This is a genomic window from Pedobacter gandavensis, assembly GCF_032678465.1.
GTDB classification, from domain to species: domain Bacteria; phylum Bacteroidota; class Bacteroidia; order Sphingobacteriales; family Sphingobacteriaceae; genus Pedobacter; species Pedobacter gandavensis_B.
This window is the reverse complement of sequence record NZ_JAVTSK010000001.1, coordinates 563,182-579,842: the sequence shown is the minus strand read 5'-3', so window position 1 is coordinate 579,842 and position 16,661 is coordinate 563,182. Positions and strand designations below refer to the sequence as shown.

Annotated in this window: 13 protein-coding genes and 1 pseudogene; all 14 read right to left on the bottom strand. The window is 37.3% G+C overall.

Annotated features, from left to right (window positions below; genetic code table 11):
* Positions 1 to 5: 5 nt before the first annotated feature.
* The 14 genes and pseudogenes from R2Q94_RS02455 to wecB all read right to left on the bottom strand — a co-directional run bounded on the left by R2Q94_RS02455 (position 6) and on the right by wecB (position 16,649).
* Positions 6 to 1,565: a DUF6850 family outer membrane beta-barrel protein gene (locus R2Q94_RS02455; protein WP_316819843.1), complete on the bottom strand. Its 1,560-nt coding sequence runs from the start codon at positions 1,563 to 1,565 to the stop codon at positions 6 to 8.
* A gap of 4 nt (positions 1,566 to 1,569) precedes the next feature.
* A complete protein-coding gene (locus R2Q94_RS02450) occupies positions 1,570 to 2,778 on the bottom strand; it encodes a DUF4876 domain-containing protein (RefSeq protein WP_316819842.1) in 1,209 nt (402 codons plus the stop codon).
* Between the two features lie 8 nt (positions 2,779 to 2,786).
* Positions 2,787 to 5,333 carry a TonB-dependent receptor gene (locus R2Q94_RS02445; RefSeq protein WP_316819841.1) on the bottom strand — a complete coding sequence of 849 codons (2,547 nt, stop codon included), beginning with the start codon at positions 5,331 to 5,333 and terminating at the stop codon, positions 2,787 to 2,789.
* A gap of 263 nt (positions 5,334 to 5,596) precedes the next feature.
* A complete protein-coding gene (locus tag R2Q94_RS02440) occupies positions 5,597 to 7,216 on the bottom strand; it encodes a gliding motility protein RemB (protein ID WP_316819840.1) in 1,620 nt (539 codons plus the stop codon).
* A gap of 9 nt (positions 7,217 to 7,225) precedes the next feature.
* Positions 7,226 to 9,187 carry a nucleoside-diphosphate sugar epimerase/dehydratase gene (locus R2Q94_RS02435; protein ID WP_316819839.1) on the bottom strand — a complete coding sequence of 654 codons (1,962 nt, stop codon included), beginning with the start codon at positions 9,185 to 9,187 and terminating at the stop codon, positions 7,226 to 7,228.
* 74 nt (positions 9,188 to 9,261) lie between these two features.
* Complete coding sequence (locus R2Q94_RS02430) at positions 9,262 to 10,209, bottom strand: glycosyltransferase family 4 protein (RefSeq protein ID WP_316819838.1); 948 nt, start codon at positions 10,207 to 10,209, stop codon at positions 9,262 to 9,264.
* Positions 10,209 to 11,069 carry a glucose-1-phosphate thymidylyltransferase RfbA gene (gene rfbA, locus R2Q94_RS02425; protein WP_316819837.1) on the bottom strand — a complete coding sequence of 287 codons (861 nt, stop codon included), beginning with the start codon at positions 11,067 to 11,069 and terminating at the stop codon, positions 10,209 to 10,211. Before rfbA ends, R2Q94_RS02430 begins: the two co-directional genes overlap by 1 nt.
* Positions 11,069 to 11,941: a dTDP-4-dehydrorhamnose reductase gene (gene rfbD, locus R2Q94_RS02420; protein ID WP_316819836.1), complete on the bottom strand. Its 873-nt coding sequence runs from the start codon at positions 11,939 to 11,941 to the stop codon at positions 11,069 to 11,071. Before rfbD ends, rfbA begins: the two co-directional genes overlap by 1 nt.
* 12 nt (positions 11,942 to 11,953) lie before the next feature.
* Positions 11,954 to 12,304: pseudogene (locus R2Q94_RS02415) on the bottom strand (GDP-mannose 4,6-dehydratase); the annotation flags it as partial.
* Positions 12,232 to 12,990, bottom strand: a complete 759-nt coding sequence (locus R2Q94_RS02410) for a mannose-1-phosphate guanylyltransferase (RefSeq protein WP_316819835.1) — start codon at positions 12,988 to 12,990, stop codon at positions 12,232 to 12,234. The pseudogene R2Q94_RS02415 and the gene R2Q94_RS02410, both read right to left, overlap by 73 nt.
* Positions 12,984 to 13,172 carry a hypothetical protein gene (locus tag R2Q94_RS02405; protein WP_316819973.1) on the bottom strand — a complete coding sequence of 63 codons (189 nt, stop codon included), beginning with the start codon at positions 13,170 to 13,172 and terminating at the stop codon, positions 12,984 to 12,986. Before R2Q94_RS02405 ends, R2Q94_RS02410 begins: the two co-directional genes overlap by 7 nt.
* Before the next feature lie 60 nt (positions 13,173 to 13,232).
* On the bottom strand, positions 13,233 to 14,144 hold the full coding sequence (locus R2Q94_RS02400; protein WP_316819834.1) for an NAD-dependent epimerase/dehydratase family protein: 912 nt from the start codon (positions 14,142 to 14,144) through the stop codon (positions 13,233 to 13,235).
* Positions 14,134 to 15,276, bottom strand: coding sequence for a glycosyltransferase family 4 protein (locus R2Q94_RS02395; protein ID WP_316819833.1), 1,143 nt, complete (start codon positions 15,274 to 15,276; stop codon positions 14,134 to 14,136). The genes R2Q94_RS02400 and R2Q94_RS02395 overlap by 11 nt, the downstream gene beginning before the upstream one ends.
* Before the next feature lie 236 nt (positions 15,277 to 15,512).
* On the bottom strand, positions 15,513 to 16,649 hold the full coding sequence (gene wecB / locus R2Q94_RS02390; RefSeq protein WP_316819832.1) for a non-hydrolyzing UDP-N-acetylglucosamine 2-epimerase: 1,137 nt from the start codon (positions 16,647 to 16,649) through the stop codon (positions 15,513 to 15,515).
* Between the last annotated feature and the right edge of the window lie 12 nt (positions 16,650 to 16,661).

Below are 16,661 nucleotides of genomic sequence, written 5' to 3'. Positions count from 1 at the left end.
AAATTTTAAAAGGTAATCCCTGCTGTTATCAGGAATTGGTTTCCGCTATACTTTGAATCAAAAGCAGTGTAACTATAAGCCGATTTCAGTGAGAGGGCAATTCCCTTGTTCAGGGGATAATCCCATCTGGCCGACAAATTTAACTGTTGGTAATCAGAAGTACGGTACTCATAATTACTTTCCAGCATCCTGTAAATCTCGCTGGAGGTTTTTAAATCTGACCATGAACGACTTGCATTTGTATTTTTTGAAAGCTTTCCGCCAATCAGAGCCTGTATCATTGATTGCCCAAAAGTACTGGTTAAACCCAGATTTAAGCCTCCACTTAGTGCAGAAAAGTCCATACTTCTTACCGGATCCACATAATCAGTTCTATCTGAGGAGTACCCAATATCAGCCAAAACCTGCCAGGATAGTGCATTTTGTTTTTGCACATTATAAATCCCCATTAGACGAAAGTCGGATTGTTCATGCAGGTAATTCTTACTTTTCGAAATGAGTAGATAATTGTCTTGTCCACGGTTGTCAAACTTTCCTTCAATTCCAGTTCTTTGTTCTGTACTTGCAGCTAATTTCAGTCCGTATTGACGTTCCTGGTCACCCAGCAAATAAGCCAATTCTCCTTTCCAAAGTTTCGATTTCAGTTCTGATACTGGTAAAGCCTGCAAATCAAGGATCGTCTTTTCAAAAGAAAAATTCCGGTATTCCAGATTGGTAAACAAACCCACTTTATCTTTTGGTGCCAGCTGGAACTGCAGGCCGTATCCTCCACCATTATAATACGTTTGTGTTTTATTACCTGCAATCAGTTTATTATCGACCCCCAGACCGCTCATATGGTAAACCATTGGGGAGCTAAATTCTCTGCTAAACTTCAGCGTATTCTCCTGGGTATATTTCCTCACTGAAAGTCCAAAGGACAACTGGTATTTCTGATTAAGTGAACGGGCTGCAGCGAGTTCAAACTCCATATCCGAAACCACATTTTTAGGCCTTGGGTCAATGTCTCTGTATTCTAATAAAGCTCTATATGTTCCGGAGATACCGAGCATCGTTTTACCAAGCTGAATCCCATATCCGCCACTAAATGAATATTCCTCATAAGATAGGTCGCCACCAACAGTATCAGCCATCACATAAGGAGCTACAATTGCATAATCAGAACTTTCGTTCCACAGCACATTTTTCCTTTTTCCATTAGAATAGGCTGCAGAACCCCAGAGCACATCTTTGTCTTTATGTTTCAAAAACGCTTCCGTATCAAAACCAAATTGCTGTATGCCATCACCTTGCTGTAGTTCATACCTTTCCTGCTTATTTTCTTTATAACCAAGATTGAACTCGGTTAAGGAATAATTACGGGAATAATACTTCATTGCCGGACTGCTAAAAAAGCCATCAGTAAAGCGATGGATTGGGGCGTAATACGCTTTCAGTTTTTGTTGTAATCCAAGGCTATCCGCTTTTTTTAGTTGGGTACTATCCAACGAAACAGTATCGCTGGCATAGGAAAAACCGATGCCAGCGACCATGATCACTATAAAAACTTTTAATTGTTTAAACATTAGGTTATTTCATTAAGGAAGGCTTCACTTCCGCATCAAAATCCAGGCTGGAGTTATTGGTATCTTTAAGAATCACCCTACCTTCAGTTGTAGTAGACAACACTTTACGTCTTACACTTTTACCATATCTGGTTTTATCACTGGCTAGTTTACCACAGAAAGTCCATCCCATATCCAAAGAAGGGTCTGTTACGATCCATTGGAATGAAGCCTGTACACTTAAGTTAACTGCATCAATGATCCAGCTGTTTGGAATTTTATATTCTTGCTGATCCATTGGATACGTGATGCCGTTTACTATCAGGTTATAATCATAGTTGTATTGGTAATTGGTCAGGAAATCATCGGTTCCATTTGGAAAACGAGCCAGAACATAACTGCTAAAGCCTCTGTTATGAAAAACGAATTTATCGTAAGTATTTTCCATATTGATCACCTGAGGATTATCAATGTCATCCATATTTTTATTGAAAATTTCAAAATCTGCTTTACTCAAGTCTATAGAACCAGGGTTAAATTCTTTATGGTTGATGCCATCATCAGCGATTAAAATGGACTTTCCTGGTAATACCGGATGATCTTTTCCAGATCCTGGGATTCTGATGACGCCTGATACCGCTACTGCCTGAGACATTACATCTGGTGTATAATTTCTTTTCTCCGTAGTTAGAAAGGCCGATTGTGCGATCACCAGGCCATCCGCAAATAATGTTTCTGATGAATTGTTATAAATCAGAAAATACTTATCTCCTGTATATTGTTTGTTTTCTGCTGTTACCGTTCCGGTGAAGAAAATCTCCTGAATTACAAATCCAGAACCTTCCTGTCCAATAAACAGGCTTAGGTTTTCCGCAGCTTGTGCACCTTTAAGTATCATTCCTTGTTTAAGTGCGGCTACTTTTCTGGTCGTTATTTTACCTTCAAGGGCATATTCAGCCGTACCATCGAGGCTCACATCATAAGAACCTTCGCTCAAGGAAATATTTAATTTCTGGTCGATTACATTGGTGCTTACCGTTTCTTTACCCGAATTAATCTCTTTAAAAGTTATTTTTACATTTGAAAGTTTAGCCTCTTTAAGGCTTTCCGGATTTTCTAGCGTCAGGGTTAGCGCTACTTGTTTTAATTCCAAAGTACTGTCCTTCTTACAAGCGCTAAGCATCATTAATGCACACAAGGGCATCCACAAACTACGTAAAGTCATCTTCATCATCTCTTTTATTATAAATTAAAACTCAATTCCATTCCAAAATAAGGGCTGTTAAATCCAGACCTCCGGATTGTAAAACCATTCACCTTATAATCTGGTGCATAATTAAAAATCCTGTTCACAAACATCCCGACGCGAACTTTGTCTTTAAAGTTTTTGACCACTTTAAAATTAACGTTGACATCTAATGGGATGGTGTTTTTCACAAATAGCTCTTCAGAATAATCCGTATTGAGCCATTGCAGGTATTTATCTTTTTTATCGGCTTCCGTATAAGGGCGAGTAACCCCGTTTACATCAACGTATTCGATTGGCGTCCCACTTTTCCTGGCATTCTGGCTGGAAGAAAACCATCTGCTTTGAATCGAGGTCGAAAATTCCAATCCAATTTTTGGCAGATAAGTGTCAATGGTAGCATTGGTATTCAATTGAGATCTGATATAACCATTATCATCATTATACAGACCTGCGTAAATGAATTCTTCATTATCGATCACCAGGCCCTTTGTTTTATAAACGGGCAGGCTATTTTCATAAACAGATTTAAACCAGGCACCATCAACCGTAATCCGGGTATTAATTTTATTTATCCTCGGACTATTGTAGCGGTATTCAATTCCTTCCTTATAAATGGCGCTTCCATTTGTCACTAAACCTATGAGCTTCATGGCTTTCAAATCCCGGTATGGAAGATCTTTAATATCCGGCGCTGCGGTGATTTTATTGGGATCAAGAACCGATGCATCGTATCTTTTAAAGTCCATAAACTTTAGTTCCGTACTATTTCTAAAGGCGTTGGACATTGATTCTTTAAAGTAGGTTATGCTCAACCGATTTCTGTTCATGGAGAAATGCGCTTTTAATTCCCATTTTCTATTTCTTGCTGGCTGAAGATTTTTATTTTCCGCCAGGAATTTATAGGTCATCACGCTGGCCGTCCTATACTCCGGATTATTGTGATAATAGTTGAGCTGTTCCAAATCAGAATAGGTATAATCCGGATACAATTGAGCAATTACCGGGAATTTACTTTGCCAGCCAATACCCGCACCCAGGTTAATCTGTAATTTTTGTGCCCCTATATTGATTTTTGGCAAGGCCCAAAGTGCATTTACACGGGGATCAATTGCTGAAAGGCCTGCCATGGTAGTCGCCCGAACCCCTGCAGCCATTTCAAGTTTATGTTTACCTAAGTTAACATCCACAAGATCCTCCGCAAAAACCGATAGGTCTTTCGTTGCAGGAATATTTTTATAGGCTCTCGGTCTGGTGCTCATCCCCGCTGCAGGTGGAAGATACGGGTCGAAAACTTGTCCACGTCCCAGGTTTTTACTATAATTTGCTTCTACTCCTACTAAAATTCCATGGTTGATTTTCCCTGATTTAAAACCCATTTTCGCCATCGCCTTAAGGAAAACATCCACAGGTTTTCCATCCACCAATAAGTGCGCAGTATAATTTGCGGGAAGAAAGCCAACCGTATGTACCCCAGCTTCTGTATAAGGATTTAAAATTGAGGCCGCTCCCGTCTGTACCCATTTGGTCTGATTGATCTGGTCGTGCTGCATGCTCAATGAAGACTTCAGATGAATGGATTTCAGGAAACGCTGTTGATGGAAATCAATATCCAGGTTATTGCTTAAAGCCAGTCGATTGTACTCAGACTTATATTTGTCTATTCCCAATACATCCACATCCGGATCAACACGCTGATTATCGAAGGAAGTCCCATAATCCAGGTCACTTTTAAAATTGATGTCCCTGGTATTATTTTCCCAAAGCTTGTTGAAGCGGATGGAGGTATTTACTCTTTTAAAATTTTCAAAACTATTGGTGGGATCGGACTTGGAATTCAGAAAATCGAAGTCTACATTCAGGAATGTTTTCTTATCCGGGAAGGCGAAACCTTTTCCAACATAAGCAAGTTTACTAAAGCCATCCGCTTTAATTCTTGCCTCAACACCACTTTCTCCCTGCTTACGGATGATCTTTACCACACCATTGGTGATATCGCCGTATTCAACAGATGGGATGCCTCTGATGATTTCTACGCGTTCAATCTGATCGGTAGAAAGCGTACGCATATCTACTCCTTTACCGGTAATATCTCTTTTATAATTCGCATCACTTTGATTCATTAAACCAGCGGTGTATTGCATATTTGCACGGGTACTGATTGGAGCCCCGTCAATTAAAAATGAAGTTCCCAGTGAAGAAATATCGTAATCTGTACTTGGTGTTCCTGTTTGCCTTAATCCGATCAGGTTGGCTGACCTTAGGTTGGGATCTTGTGATCTGCCACCAGGCAAGAGCGAAAGTAAATCTGTAAAACTAGAAGGCTGCAGGTGTTTCATTGCCCTACGATCAATAATCGAAGAGGTACTTAACCCTTTTGATTCCTTAGCCGTGATGACTACTTCATCCAGCGAAACCTGCTTCGCCTTAAGGCTGTCTAATGTAGTACTTACTGTATCTTTTTTTGAAGAACTGCTTTTTTTGTCTTTTTGCTGAGCCTGAGCCGGTAAAACGAGTGTTACTGAAATCAGGAAAAAAAACAAAAAAAGATAATATTCGCTACCCCGCATCCCTTGTTAATAATTGAAAAATAGCGAGTTAATCCCAACCCGTTATTTAGAAGAAATCTAATTAAATGCAAAAGTAGGGTTTATTATCTAAAAAAAAAGGGTTAATTCAAAAATTACAGTAATCGTTTATATTCACATTAAGAATATTATTATTTGCAATTACCACAGAAAACAGCGTATAAATAAAAAGGCCAGCATTACTGCTGGCCTTATAAAATGCTTTATTACAATTGGGATTAAAAATCCTGATATAAGTTTCTAAAGGTACTTCTTAAACCAAATGTGATCAGGCCAGTATTTTTGTTTCCAAGACTATTGCTTTCTTTTCTATAAACCCCACCTACTTCTAAGCGCAGGTTATATTTTGGATTTAAAAGATAGGCTACACGTCCTTCGGCAAAGTATAGGTTAGTTTTAATCCCTTGTCCGATATAGTTGCCATAATCAGCTACTCTTGTATCATAAGGCTTAAAAATATCCTTACCGTAGTTCTTTCCTTCCGGATCCAAACCATATCTGGCATACATTAACTGCCCCTGAAAATCGAATCGCTTATAGGTATAGTTCATCAGGCCCAATACTTCTCTAAAGTTTGCCCCCATCGGGTGAGCTAATGGTTGATTCATAGCTGCATAATTTGATACTCTATCAAAGTGTGCATAGGTATAAGGCCGCGCGGTATTAAACTCAGCAAGGTAGTTCAGTCCTTTAACCTTGAATAAGTCGGAGCCTCTGAAACCTAATTGCAAAGCCCATTTGTTTGCCCAATAGCCCTTGTTTCCAAAAAACTCTTTGGCTGTAAACTCATCTATCATAAACTGACCGTAAACCGTAGTTTTATCTAGAATCTCATATTTAGTATTGATCCCCAGGCGCATTTTATCTGGTGATGTGGTATTGGCACCTTCTACTGATCTAAGGAAAATGAATGGATGAATGTAATTAAAGTCAAAGCCCCTTTTACCTTCTGGTTCTGCATCTGCCCAGGTTACTGCCTGGAAAAATCCGATAGAGAAACGATTCGTCGCATTCCAATCAATATAATGCATTGCTGCCCATTTCCCCCTGTCTCCCAAACGTCTATCTGTAGTTAACTTATCAGCTCCAGGATCCAGCATATAGCCAAAAACAGTCTGGTATTGTACATTACCTAAACTTGCTCGCAACCTCACAAAAGAATAATTGGCTGCTACATCAGAAAGCAGCATAGAGCGGTATCCATCTCCAATAAAATTCTTGTCATAACCTAATGCAAGATTCAAATGCTTATTAGGTGTATAAGACAACAGAGCGGTTGCATAAGACCAGTCTTTAGTTGTACCTGATAATTTACCCGACATCTGACTGGGCACAACTTGATTCGTGTTGATAAAATCCGTCAGGTAATTCGCAAAAACTCCTTGATTTTCATACACATTTGTATAAAATGAGAATTCTTTACCAACTTTTCCACCCAGTTGCACACCCCTGGTATTTATCCAGGTTGTTTTACCCTCTTCAAATTCCCGTCCAATCTGAAAATCAGGCAAAAAATCTGCGTAGACTTCATAGTCTTCCCCTTTAAAATTCAAGAAATGTTCTTCAGTAATTTTTCTTCTTAGCCAGGAACGACGGTTTAAAGAATCGGTACCCATTTTCATCAATTCGTTATAGCGATGAACCAGTAAGGAGTCATCTGCATAAAAACCTTTTATAGAAGAATGAGACCGGGTATTCACATCATAAACCGATTTATTCAGTTTCTGATAGAACTGGTAAGAATATGGAATATTGACATTGGGTGTCTGTGCTTTTGCACATATGCTACCAAATAATAGGGCTCCTATCCAGGAGATATGTTTGATTTTAAAATTCATGTAGGGGATTTAATTTTGTGGCACTTCAGGAGCTTCCTGACGGCTCACATCCAACTCTTCAAAGATGGAATTTTTACTCTTAAATTCAGGTACCATGACTTTCATCTGCTGTACTACTTTGGTGGTATGATCGGTTATTGCATAACCAGCCAATCTTACCAATTGTAATTGTACTTCATTGAAATCATATTCTCTGACCTTACCAATCATGATTTTCTCATGGTGGGTCGGCATTGTATTTTCATTGTCGTTTAATAATTCTTCAAATAGCTTTTCACCTGGTCTTAAGCCAGAATAAGCTATCTTAATGTCTTCATTAGGCACCAAACCTGCCAAACGAATCATTTTTTTTGCGAGTTCCACAATCTTCACCGATTTGCCCATGTCAAAAACAAAGATCTCTCCGCCTTTACCCATACAACCCGCTTCTAGTACTAAACGGCAAGCTTCAGGAATGGTCATAAAATAGCGTGTAATTTCAGGATGAGTTACCGTCACCGGGCCTCCCTTCTCAATTTGCTGTTTAAAACGAGGAATTACCGATCCATTTGAACCTAAAACATTTCCAAAACGCGTGGTAATGAATTTGGTGATCGGTTTTGTATTGAGCTCATTGATATAACTTAAGCCATTGCTAAAAATATGATTGGTATGGTGCAAAGAATTGTTCAAGGATTGTACATAAATCTCTGCAATTCTTTTGGAAGCCCCCATTACATTGGTAGGATTTACCGCTTTATCCGTAGAAATCATGACAAACTTTTGCACACCATGCTTCACTGATTTATCAGCAATCATCTTAGTACCCATTACATTTGTTTTGATGGCTTCGGCAGGATTATCCTCCATTAAAGGCACATGCTTGTATGCCGCAGCATGGTATACATAATGTGGCTTATAGGTTTCGAAAAGAAACTCCATTCTCTTTTCGTCCCTTACATCTCCAATAAAAGCATGGAAATTGGTATTGACATGGGTTTCCTCTAATTCTAAATAAATATTGTGTAGGGGGGTCTCACTTTGATCACAAAGAATAATTAAGCCTGTTTCAAATTTTAACAATTGGCGAACGATCTCAGATCCTATAGATCCGGCAGCACCAGTAATCAAAATCCTTTTGTCTTTCAGCTGATTTTGGATTCCATTGATATCAATTTCAATGGTCTTTCTGTTTAGGAGGTCTTCAATATTCAAATTCTGAATCTGAGCAGTGGTTACCTGTCCTCTTGCCCATACATCCGGAGAAGGGATATTCAGGATTTTCACGTTATGCTCTAAACACACGTCTACTACCCGATTTTTTGTGTCGGTTGGAATGGTATAAGACGCGAAAATGATCTCATCGACTTCATGTTTTACGATCAAATGATCCAATTCTGAGGCATCTAAAATTTTCACCCCGTCAATCGTTTTTCCAACTTTTCTCAAATCATCATCCACAAAAGCAATGATGGTTTTATTTACCTTAGCATCGTGATCAAAAGTTCGTTTAGTAGCTACTCCAGCCTCACCTGCCCCGTAAATGATTACCCTGATTTTATCCAGCTTCGCATTTTTTAGGTACATAAAGAAGTATTTCACAATAATTCTATAGGTGATTAACATTAAGAAACTAAACAAGGTATAAATGACTATGGCCACATTACTCACCACAGAAGAACCAGTTCCTACTATGATCACTGCATTTGTAAAGAAAATCACTAAGGAACTCAGGATAACTGAAAACAAAATTCGGAAAGAATCTTGTGCTGAAGTATACCTCACAATGCCAGCAAATGTTTTCACACTGTAGAAAACTAAAGTATTGACGGCAATGACCAAAAGAATTGATTTGTAAAATCCTACAAAATTGATCTTATCAATGATAAAGTTGTGTTGTAGAATAACAGCAAACAATAAAGCCAGGAGACTTAAGCAAATATCAATAGTAAAGATAATCCAACGGGATACAATTTCAAGTTTAGTGAACATAGAGCTTAATTAGTACATCTTGCCAAATTTAATAAAAAATAAACCATAAAGTAATACCAAATCTTAAGTATAAATTACATTTCAGTTACTACATATATTCGAGGTTTAATCAAGATATAGATCAAAACCAAAGGTATGATTGTAATTAAAAAAACTGGCAATAAACTCCATGGTAAACAAATCACTGCAACAATAATGCCCAATTGCAATAAAGCGTATACAGAAGAGACCAGTAAATGTGGCCATTTTTGCTCGTTGGCTAAAATCTGATAAAAGTGGAGACGATGCGCATCAAAAATATTTTGTCTTAATTTTAAACGATGTATAATTGTTAATATGGTATCTACTCCATAGACTGCTAAAAATAAGACATATGTATAGTTTTCGGAAAGCAACACCAATTTTAGTAATAAAAATATGATCCAAAAAGCAACGGTCACACTTCCTACATCCCCGGCGAAACACTTTGCTTTTTTTCTGAAATTAAAAAATAAAAAAACCAAAGAGGCCAAAATAGGCAACCAAATTAGATCAGGATGGATAAAATTAACCACTCTGTAATTTACATATTGTAATCCTCCGAGAACTACCATACTATAAGCACCTGTAATCCCATTTATCCCATCCATGAAGTTATAAGCATTGATGATTCCTATAACCAGAACATAAAGCATTATAGTAGCCCAGATGGGCAAGATTTGGAAAATGTTTAAAAAAATAAAAAGTAGTGAAACAGCTGCCAAATGGAAAACAAGCCGAATCTTCCCAGACAAGCTAATTCGGTCATCCACAAAGCTAATTATGCCGATAATAAATAAGCCCAAAATAGGTATCCAGAATTCTGGATGTATAACAAGTCCTACCAGTGCGGCGAAAAGATAGATAATTCCACCTCCTCGAATGGTAATCTCCGAATGAGAACTTCGCTCATTCGGATGATCAATAATATTATAATGGTCTGCGACCTTGAAATACAAAAGCATCCCAACAAAAAAAATCGGAACTAATATCAAATAAAGCATCACTTAATTTGTTTCAATAAATAACTTCCATACCCACTTTTCACTAAAGGCACAGCAATAGTTCTTAACTCTTCTGCTGTGATGTAGCCCATGCGATAAGCAACTTCCTCAATACAACCAATCTTAAGTCCCTGTCGCTCTTCAATCACCTCAACAAACTGCCCAGCCTGCATTAATGAGGCAAAGGTTCCTGTGTCTAACCATGCCGTTCCACGACTTAAAACACCTACTTTTAACATCCCTCTCCATAAATATTCTTTATTTTCATCCGTAATTTCATATTCACCACGAGGCGAAGGCTTTATGTTTTTAGCAATTTCAACGACATCATTGTCATAAAAATACAAACCTGGGACAGCATAATCAGATTTTGGTTGCTGAGGCTTCTCTTCTATTGAAATCACATTTTTGTCATCATCAAATTCCACAACACCATAGCGTTCTGGATCGGCCACCTGGTAAGCAAATACAACACCTCCATCAGGGTTAGAACTAGACTGTAACAACTTAGCCAAACCATCTCCATAAAAAATGTTATCACCAAGCACTAGAGCAACTTTATCCTGACCAATAAATTTCTCTCCAATTACAAAAGCCTGAGCCAGTCCATTTGGAGTTTCCTGTACTGCATAAGTAACTTTACATCCTAGTTTAGAGCCATCACCTAATAGTTTTTCAAAATTTGGTAAATCATGTGGTGTTGAAATAATCAATATTTCATTAATCCCTGCCAGCATTAAAATAGAAAGCGGGTAATAGATCATTGGTTTATCATAAACAGGCATCATCTGCTTGCTCATTACTAAAGTTAGAGGATGCAATCTAGTACCACTTCCTCCTGCTAAAATTATTCCTTTCATTATGATTGTTTATCTAATTGTTCAATACATTTAAGCAAGCTATCCCTCCAATAAGGTATTGTTAGCCCAAATGTGTTTTTAATTTTTGTTTTATCCAGCACTGAAAATGCAGGTCTAATCGCTTTAGTGGGGTATGCTGAACCAGGAATCGGGTTTAATTTAACCTCAATTTTACTAAGATCAAAAATTCCTTTAGCAAAATCATACCAGGATGTTACCCCCTCATTACTGTAATGATAAGTTCCGTATTTTTCATTGTTAATTCCTATAATATCCAGAATGACACCTGCCAAATCAACCGCATAAGTTGGCGTTCCTACCTGATCAACAATAACACTAAGTTCTTCACGGTCAGCTCCTAGCTTACGCATTGTTTTCACAAAGTTATTTGCAAACTCAGAATATAACCAACTTGTCCTTAAAATATAATGGGCTTCCAAAATGCTGCTAATCCCCAATTCTCCATCCAGTTTCGTTTTACCATAAACATTTATTGGGTTTGCAATATCAAGTTCATTCAAAAGTTTTGGAAGATTTCCTTCAAAAACAAAATCCGTTGAAACATGGATTAGCGTCGCATTATATTCCGCACAAAGAGTAGCCAGGTTTTCTGCACCAATTTTATTTATTTTCTCACAAAGTTCAACATCTTCTTCTGCCTTATCTACAGCTGTATAATCGGCGCAATTAATTACAAATTGAGGAGATTCTTTCTGAAATAATCTATGTAACAAGTCCAGGTCTAAAATGTTTCCCTGGATTTCATCCAGATATAACAATGAACTCAAACCTCTTTCCTCACTAACTTTTTCTCTACACGTTCCTAATTGGCCAACACCACCAAATACCAGGATTTTAATATCTACGTTCATTTTGTTATTTCGTTATTTAACACTGTATTGATTTTGATAGTATTCCTGATAACTACCTGAAGTAACACTGTCAAGCCATAATTCATTTTCTAAATACCAATCCACAACCTTTTCCATGCCTTCTTCAAATTGTAACGATGGTACCCAACCAAGTTCATTTTGCAATTTCCTAGAATCAATTGCGTAGCGTAAATCATGCCCTGATCTATCTGTTACGTAGGTAATTAATTTAGCTGACTCGCCTGGATTCCTATTCAACTTACGATCCATAATGTAACAAAGTAGATGAATCAAGTCAATATTCTTCCATTCATTATGTCCACCAATATTATACGTATCGCCCGATTTGGCATTATGGAATATGGTAGATGAACAATACAGTTCTCGGTGTCCTCCAGAACTACCTTTTTACAATTTAAAACGTTATTATCTAAATCCTTATCAGCAATTGCTTGCAAAGAGGCCCAAGTCCCCAAATCCGACCAACCAATGTCCGCGGGGATTGTATAGACATTCTTTGCCTTTTCCAAAATGGCATAATCAATAGAAATATTGGGCGCATCAGGATAGTTTTTTAAGATAAATTCTATCTCGTTTTCAGTATTATAATATGAGTCTCCCTTTTGAAAAATATGATGAATTTCAGGAGCATGCTCTTGAAATGCACGCCGAATTGATCTGGCGGACCAAATAAAAATCCCCGCATTCCATAAATAATCTCCACTTTCCAGAAACTCTTGTGCTTTTTCCAATACCAGTTTTTCCATAAATCGCTTAACTAGAAACAAACCAGCCACTCCCTTTGGATTGAAATTAATATAACCATATCCGGTATCTGGTCGTGTAGGATTTATTCCCAAAGTAAGCAAAGCATCATTCGAAGCTGTAAATTCTAAAGCTTGCACAATTCTATCCAGAAACTCTTTTTCTTTAAGGATTAGATGATCAGATGGGGCAACTACAATAATTGCTTCTTGATTATCTTTCAAAATCTTGTAACTAGCATATGCAATACAAGGAGCCGTGTTATTTCTACTCGGTTCTAACAAAATTTGAGCATCAACAATTCCAGGGATCTGGTCTTCACCAGGTTTTCGTATTGAGAGTTACATAATACAAAGATATTCTCTGAGGGACATATCTTAAGAAACCGCTCATAAGTTAATTGCAATAAAGATTTCCCAATCCCTAAAATATCAATGAACTGTTTTGGGAAATTGTTACTACTCATTGGCCAAAACCGACTGCCGACCCCGCCTGCCATAATTAAAACGTACGTATTCTTGTTCATTTATGTAATTTTTAAACCTTCAAGAACAGACAATGGCTTCCATCCTAATTTTTGTCTGGCAAGTGTGTCATCAAATGTTAAATCTGAGGTTATTTTATTTAGTTTCTTAGTATTAATAGGGGCTCTTTCTCCTATTAAATCCCCAATTTTCGCGACGATTAAACCGAGCCATTTAGGTAAACTTATAGGTTTAGATTTATTCAACTGTTTTGAAATAACGACAGACAGTTCAGAGAAAGTGGGATTATTACCATCTGTGAGATTATATATACCTCCAATTTCAGCAGCAATTGGAATTATCTCAGCAACATCCTGAGCTAATACAATACTTTTTTTTGCAATTCCTCCACTGATATTAAAATAATACCCCCGCTTGATTCCTTCGATCATGGCTCGCAGATTACCTGGAGGATTAATACCCGCTATTAACGGCAGCCTTAATATCGTACAGACTACATGATGTTGCAAGCACCAGGCCTGAACCAGATCTTCTGCTAACACTTTACTTGAACCGTAAGCATCACTTGCATTTAATGGGTAATTCTCATTTACATTATTTCCTGAATCAAGTCCATATACAGCAACAGTACTTATAAAAACAAAGGATTTAGGCAAATTTTGACTACTTTCTAAAGCGTCTAGTAAATGCTTAGTTCCCTTTAAATTAATATCAAAGAATTCTTCTTCTTCTTCTTTCGTTTTAGGGACAACATGAGCTTTCCCTGCACAATGAATGATTAACTCGTACTTATTGCTTATTTTTATTCTCCCCCCAGCTAAATCGAAGGACAAATCGTTCATATTTGAACGGCCTAAAGTGTCCAGTTTTTTTATTCTATTTTTTAGGTGGGAATAAATATAACTACCTAAAAATCCAGTTCTCCCTGTCAGGAGTACACTATCAAACTTCATTCAACATTATTTTTTTAAACTTATTTAAAATGGCTTCTTTAGCATAATTCCCCTCCGCAACAGACCTTGCCTGCAGCCCCATTAATCTAAAAACCTGCAGATTACGCTCGTTAAGAGTATTTAGAAAATTAATGGTTTCCGCTCTCTCGTCTTTATCAAAACACACACCACATTTAAACTCATTAATCATTTGAGCAACTTCAGACTTCTTGTTTCCAATAAAAAAAACTGGTCTGCCTGAGGCCAAGATATTATAGGTTTTAGAAGGAACCCCCAAACCATAAACCTCCTGCTCCAGAGTTACAATCCCAAAGTGACATGCATTTAGAAATACATTTTGCTTACTCCTGGGTAACGATCCTAGAAACGTAACATTATTTAATTCTTCGGTTTTCGCAAAATCGTTTAATTTTTCCAACAACGCTCCATTTCCAACAAAAACAAAATGAAGCAAATTATTATCAACCTCTTTAATCAGCTCCATTAGATATGATAATCCCTGAAGACGTCCTAAATTACCAGCAAACAGAAAAACAATTTTATCCCTTAAACCAAGCTCCTCGATCAAATCATTCTCCTCAAAAGTACTTACCTGAATATTCTCCAAATCAGCCCAATTTTCTATAATGGAGATTTCAGTTTTATTTTTGGTCTTCCCAGACATAATATCTGCCATATCCCGCCCAAGAACGATAAGTTTATCTGCTTTCCTATAGCTCCAGTTAAAAACAGATTTTAACCCCATATAAATCAAATTACTTTTCGATCGGATAATATTTGCGGGAATTAAGTTTTCCGGAAAAACATCATGAACCAATATTGAATAGTTAAATTTTTTGACCTTTTTTAAAAGGCTAAATAATGGTATAGACAGTGCCGGATTTGTAACTAAAAAAACACTATCTTTTTTATTAATCTTAAACAGACCATAGAAAAACATACCCATGCTCAAAAACAACAACCTTAACAATCTATTGATGATGTTGTTCTTATCAAAGTTAAAGGCATTTAGTCTATGAAATGTAATTCCAGGCAATCCTTTGCTAGAAGACTGTAGCTCCCCGTAACCTAAAGGGCCACATAAAACATGGACTTCCGCATCTTCACTAAGTGCTTCTGCAATGTTTGTCATAATGTAAGCGGTAGATGTTTCATCTGGATAAAACACCTCCGATATTATCCAGATTTTTTTTTTATCCAACACAATTAAACTTTTAGAACATTATAGTGGGGTGTGGTCGTTAAAACAACAACCTCATAACCTCTGTTAGCAAATTTAAGTGCAATATCATTATAAAGATATGCCGTTGAAACTCCATCCGGACTAAAAACGATTGAATGTATAAGAATTTTTCTACTCATTATTTTTTACTCGGACCAAACAACACGTTTGATATAATCAACATAGCTTATAATAATTCTAACAACCTTGTCAGAAACGTTTGGCATAGAATAGTCGGCGACCCTTCTGAAGTTACGCTCAGTTCCTCTCTTTTGATACTTTAATTGAATAAGAGCTTGCATAATGCGTTCTGGATTCATCCCCACCATCATTACTGAAGCTTCTTCCATTGCTTCAGGACGCTCATGAGCATCCCTCAGATTCAGTGCAGGAAAGTTCAATGTTGATGATTCTTCAGAAATTGTTCCACTATCAGACAATACCGCATATGCCTTCATTTGAAGTGCATTATAATCGTTGAATCCCATTGGTTTAAGAAACTGAATTTCTGATCTCATTTCTATTTTTTTTGCATCAATCATATTCCTGGTTCTCGGATGCGTGCTCACAATAATAGGATATTGATACTTCTCAGCTATCAGGTTTAAGCTTTTCATTAGGTTCGTGAAATTCTTTTCGCTGCTAATGTTCTCTTCACGGTGTGAGGAAACCACGAAATATTTCTGTTCTTCCAAATTCAAGCGACTCAAGACATCTGAGCTTTCAATTTCAGGCATATAATGGCCTAATACTTCAAACATCGGAGAGCCAGTCTTAATTATTCTATCAGCTGGTAAACCCTCTCTTAATAAATACTCTCTTGCAATGTCACTATAGGTTAGGTTTACATCTGATATATGATCTACTATTTTCCTATTTGTCTCTTCCGGAACACGTTGATCAAAACAACGATTACCCGCTTCCATGTGGAAAATGGGTATGTGGCGTTTTTTTGCCGGAATTGCACATAAACAGGAATTTGTATCTCCTAATACTAAAAATGCATCTGGCTTCTCCGCTTCCAATAAAGGATCGATCTTAATTAGAATCTGTCCAACTGTTTCTGTTGCAGTTGCCCCTGCTGCATTTAAGAAAAAATCAGGTTTACGAATCGAAAGATCATCAAAAAAAATCTGATTCAATTCGTAATCATAATTTTGACCAGTATGAACAATAACATGCTCAATCGCTTCAGAAGCATCTAGTGCTGCCATTACTCTAGCCAATCTTATAATTTCAGGTCTGGTGCCAACCACCGTCATTACTTTTAATCTTTCTCTCATTTTATGTTTGTG

Coding starts and splice junctions, on each gene's coding strand:
- R2Q94_RS02455 (WP_316819843.1), bottom strand. CDS start 1,565: ATGTTTAAACAATTAAAAGTTTTTATAGTGATCATGGTCGCTGGCATC.
- R2Q94_RS02450 (WP_316819842.1), bottom strand. CDS start 2,778: ATGATGAAGATGACTTTACGTAGTTTGTGGATGCCCTTGTGTGCATTA.
- R2Q94_RS02440 (WP_316819840.1), bottom strand. CDS start 7,216: ATGAATTTTAAAATCAAACATATCTCCTGGATAGGAGCCCTATTATTT.
- R2Q94_RS02435 (WP_316819839.1), bottom strand. CDS start 9,187: ATGTTCACTAAACTTGAAATTGTATCCCGTTGGATTATCTTTACTATT.
- R2Q94_RS02430 (WP_316819838.1), bottom strand. CDS start 10,209: ATGCTTTATTTGATATTAGTTCCGATTTTTTTTGTTGGGATGCTTTTG.
- rfbA (WP_316819837.1), bottom strand. CDS start 11,069: ATGAAAGGAATAATTTTAGCAGGAGGAAGTGGTACTAGATTGCATCCT.
- rfbD (WP_316819836.1), bottom strand. CDS start 11,941: ATGAACGTAGATATTAAAATCCTGGTATTTGGTGGTGTTGGCCAATTA.
- R2Q94_RS02405 (WP_316819973.1), bottom strand. CDS start 13,172: ATGAGTAGTAACAATTTCCCAAAACAGTTCATTGATATTTTAGGGATT.
- R2Q94_RS02400 (WP_316819834.1), bottom strand. CDS start 14,144: ATGAAGTTTGATAGTGTACTCCTGACAGGGAGAACTGGATTTTTAGGT.
- R2Q94_RS02395 (WP_316819833.1), bottom strand. CDS start 15,276: ATGACAAACATTGCAGAAGCACTTAGTGAAGATGCGGAAGTCCATGTT.
- wecB (WP_316819832.1), bottom strand. CDS start 16,649: ATGAGAGAAAGATTAAAAGTAATGACGGTGGTTGGCACCAGACCTGAA.